The organism is Chamaesiphon sp. VAR_69_metabat_338 (assembly GCF_031423935.1).
Taxonomy (GTDB): Bacteria; Cyanobacteriota; Cyanobacteriia; order Cyanobacteriales; family Chamaesiphonaceae; genus Chamaesiphon.
In genome coordinates, this window is record NZ_JANPGM010000585.1 from 1 (window position 1) to 3964 (window position 3964).

Here is a 3964-nt window from a genome sequence, read left to right on the forward strand (position 1 = left end):
TTCGACGACTTGCGCGTGCGGCATCTCCAAGCCGCAGATGCCGCTAGAGCCACACTGGGGCTGGATTTAGTCGATTATGTCGTGACAGATCTGCCCTTGGGTGTAGAGCTGCGCACGGCATCATCTGGAGCGTCCTGGGGGACGATCGACCAGCCAGATAGTCTACTCCGGGCGGTCGATAAATCGATCTCTGCTGCTGGAGCCGAAGCGATCGCCGTAATTGCCAGATTTCCTGACGATCCAGGAGCGACGATCTTGCACGATTATCGGCATGGTGTCGGAGTCGATCCTTTAGCTGGAGCCGAAGCCGTCATTAGTCATCTCATCGTGCGTACCTTCAAAGTCCCCTGCGCTCACGCCCCAGCGTTATCGCCACTGCCGATCGATCCCGAGATTTCGCCCCGTTCGGCAGCAGAGGAGCTGGGTTATACCTTTTTACCGTGTGTCTTAGTCGGATTGAGCCGCGCACCGCAATTTATCTCCACCCCATCAGCTTCGGGAGCGGGAATTTGGCACGATGAAGTCGATGCCGTTATCGTCCCAGAATCCGCCTGCGGCGGGAGTGGTTTACTCAGCTTCGCGCGATCGTCACGCGCTAAAATTATTACAGTCGCCGAAAACCACACGCGGATGGCCGTAACCCCTCAGGACGTCAAGATCCAATCGATCGCGGTAAAATCGTACTTAGAAGCGATCGGTGTCATCACAGTCGATCGCGCTGGCATGAGTCTCGATAGTTTCCACCCCCAAATCGATCGACTCAAAGAATGCCCATAAATCAGATACATCTAAAATTTACACTCTGCCAATCCCCAATCCCCTAGAAAATGAGTAACTCACATAATCCAGATCTCGAACCCCTGTCGCGGATGCAGATTTTGATTGCCATGGCGATTACGGCGATCGTCTTATTTGGTGTAGCGCGATTGTGGTTGTACCTGGGCGATTTTCAGTTGCGCCCGATCTCGGTGACAGTTGCGGACTTGGGGTTCGGGATCGCTTTCGGTTTTGGGTTGACGGGTTTGAGCGCGCTTATATATGCCGCGTGGGGGACTTATCGCCAGAGTGCCGATTTTTATCTGGCAATGGTATTAAAACCTTTAGCGGTACCGGATATGGTGTGGTTGGGACTGCTACCTGGATTGAGTGAGGAGTTATTATTTAGGGGCGTGATGCTACCCGCGCTGGGATTAGATCCGATCGGGATTGTATTATCTTCGCTGTGTTTTGGCGTGCTGCACATGAATAATGCCCAACAATGGCCGTATGCCGTGTGGGCGACCTTGGTAGGAATTTTGCTTGCCTTTACAATGGTAGAAACTGGGAATCTATTTATCCCGATTGTGGCGCATGTGACTAATAATTTTATTTCGGGATTATCCTGGAAATTACAGCATGTCAAAGTTAGCCAACCCTAGTGTCCGCCGACGCCCAAATAAGTTTCAATTACCTTCGGATCTTTGAGCAAGTCAGCACCGCTACCTTCATGTTTGACGATGCCAGTATCTAACACATAAGCTCGATCGGACATCGCTAACGCTTTTTTAGCATTTTGCTCGACTAAGACAATTGCCGTGCCATTTTCATTAATTGCCCGAATTTGTTTGAGGACATCGGTAACTAACGCGGGTGAAAGTGCCGCAGACGGCTCATCGAGCACCAATAATTCGGGATCGAGCATCAAAGCTTTGCCCATCGCTAGCATTTGGCGTTCGCCACCAGAGAGGGTGCCCGCGCGTTGTTTGCGCCGCTCGGCAAGACGAGGGAACATCGTAAAGATTTTTTGTTTGAGCTGCTGGAGATCGGTAGTACGGATGAAGCCGCCCATTTCGAGATTTTCTTCGATCGTCAGCGACTTAAATACATTCGAGATTTGGGGCACATAACACATCCCCTTCTGCACGATTCGATCGGATTTGAGTCCGCCAATCTGTTCGCCTTTAAACGTAATCGTCCCACTATGGGGCGTCAATAGCCCAAAAATCGTTTTCGCCAGCGTCGATTTGCCCGCACCATTCCCGCCAATCACCGCTACCAATTCGCCTGGTTGGACGACGAAGTTAATCCCATTGAGGATATCCGAGCCAGGGGTATAGCCAGCGCGAACGTCCTGAACTACGAGCAGAGGGGCATTGGTAAGCATTGGCAGGGAAGATGGATAAATGAGTGAGGTCGATCGCTTGAGATGGCATTCCAGTGGCAGTATTATAGCCGAAATCCTTGACTACCAAACTACGCTGCGCGAACGTAGACATCACATTAGCATCCCCGCGAGTCAAATTGTGGAATCGATCGCTACACTATCATCTGTTGCTCGGCTCGACATCGATACCTCGATCGAGCGTAGTGTTACTAAAGCCGATCGAGATGAGATCGACTTCAGTGACGACTGAAAATATTTTGTATCATGGAGAATAATGCTCTCAGCAATAAAATCTATGTTTGGTAAAAAGCAGCCAGCACAACCAACCCAATCGCAAACCATCAGCGGTGTCAACGTCAATGGTGGCATGGTGCAACAAGCACAAGCGGGGGGAGACATTCACCAAAATCAATCGGGTAATCTGGAAACATCCCAGCAAATGACAAGTGCAGAAGTAGTCAAACAATTGGAGATTCTAGAAGCCGCCATCAAAGCCGCCAAAGTAGAGCCAGCCCAACAAGAGGAACTATTAGACTATCTGCGCCCTGCTAAACGCGAGGCAGCAAAGGAAAGCAGTAGTAAGGAATTAGTCGGGCAAAATCTCAAGTCGGTAAGTGAGACGCTCAAAATGATGAAAGATTCCACAGAAGCCGGAAAAAGTCTTTGGCAAAACGGGCAGGAAGTCTTTAAAGCGATCTCACCTTGGCTTGGAGTTGCTGCCAAATTTATCGGCATGTAGGCTGTAGAGGGTAATGCAAAACTCAACGAGACTATTGGGAATACTAAGGTGTAGTTTTGGTAGAGCATCGAACCCAACTGCATCTTAGGGAATCCACTACCAGCAACAGCAATGGCTTCGCAACAGCAAAATATTGACGGTAGCTCGATCGAGCATAGCAATGTTCAGCAAGCTCAAGCTGGAGAAAATGCTGTTAGCTTTCAGAATAGCCATGATAACCAAGTCATTATTGACAAGACCTTCCTGAAGTTATTTCCCCAATCCGATCGATCTCAAGTGGATTGGGACTGGGGGCTAAAATTGCTCGAACAAAAGCAGTTGCCAGAGATCCGCAAACGTTTAAATGATACATTGGGACGCGATCGAATCTTAATGGATGTATCGATCGAAGAGCAACAAAAATGGGTCAATCGTTCGCCATTAGCAGCCAATCGAACCTTGCAAATCGACGGCAAAAATTGCGGTGTATTAAATCCCGATCGCCTGTTAATTGAAACATTTGGGCGCGATGATATCAAAGGCAAACTCTTAATTTTAGGTGCGCCAGGAGCGGGGAAAACCACCGCATTATTGAGTTTGGCAGAACAATTGGTATGTGGGGCGATCTTCCAATCAAAAACGGTAATTCCAGTTATTTTCGAGCTTTCGACTTGGCGAGATGACAAGCAAAGTATTCAAGATTGGTTAATCGAGCAACTCTACGATCTGCATGGCGGAAGTCGTAAATCCAAACTCTACGAGCAATGGCTAGAACGACAGGTGTTATTGCCGTTATTAGATGGGTTGGATGAGTTGGGATTAGAACGTCAGAAAAAATGTACCGAAAAGCTGAATGAGTTTGCCGAACATTACCCGCAGATGGTGGTATGTTCCCGCGTCAAGGAATTTGAAGCGGTAGATATTAAGCTGCGAAATCTCCGAGGTGCGGTGTGTCTCCAGTCATTATCTGATTTGCAAATTCAGGATTATCTTGCCAGTCTAGATCGTTCAGAGTTATGGGAGGCAATTCAGACTACTCCATACCTTAAAGCAATGTTGGAACCGACAACAGAGGGCGATCCTGGTTTATTGCGAGTGCCGTT

The 3964-nt window shown here is 48.6% G+C and carries 6 protein-coding genes; 5 read left to right on the top strand and 1 reads right to left on the bottom strand.

The features are described 5' to 3' along the window. Positions 1-777: DUF3326 domain-containing protein (locus tag RMO84_RS16100; protein ID WP_310489452.1), on the top strand; the 777-nt coding region annotated here is incomplete at its 5' end. 50 nt (positions 778-827) lie between these two features. Further along, positions 828-1418, top strand: coding sequence for a CPBP family intramembrane glutamic endopeptidase (locus RMO84_RS16105; protein WP_310489453.1), 591 nt, complete (start codon positions 828-830; stop codon positions 1416-1418). Here the strand turns inward: RMO84_RS16105 and RMO84_RS16110 are convergent. Then, complete coding sequence (locus tag RMO84_RS16110) at positions 1415-2143, bottom strand: ABC transporter ATP-binding protein (RefSeq protein ID WP_310489454.1); 729 nt, start codon at positions 2141-2143, stop codon at positions 1415-1417. The genes RMO84_RS16105 and RMO84_RS16110 overlap by 4 nt on opposite strands. A 19-nt stretch (positions 2144-2162) precedes the next feature. Here RMO84_RS16110 and RMO84_RS16115 point away from each other — a divergent pair, with 19 nt between their 5' ends. The 3 genes from RMO84_RS16115 to RMO84_RS16125 all read left to right on the top strand — a co-directional run. Then, complete coding sequence (locus tag RMO84_RS16115) at positions 2163-2393, top strand: hypothetical protein (protein WP_310489455.1); 231 nt, start codon at positions 2163-2165, stop codon at positions 2391-2393. A 45-nt stretch (positions 2394-2438) separates the two neighbouring features. Continuing rightward, positions 2439-2882 (top strand): hypothetical protein, encoded by a 444-nt coding sequence (locus RMO84_RS16120; RefSeq protein ID WP_310489456.1) that lies wholly within the window; start codon positions 2439-2441, stop codon positions 2880-2882. Positions 2883-2993: 111 nt separating this feature from the next. Continuing rightward, a partial coding sequence (locus RMO84_RS16125; protein ID WP_310489457.1) for an NACHT domain-containing protein occupies positions 2994-3964 on the top strand: 971 nt, incomplete at its 3' end.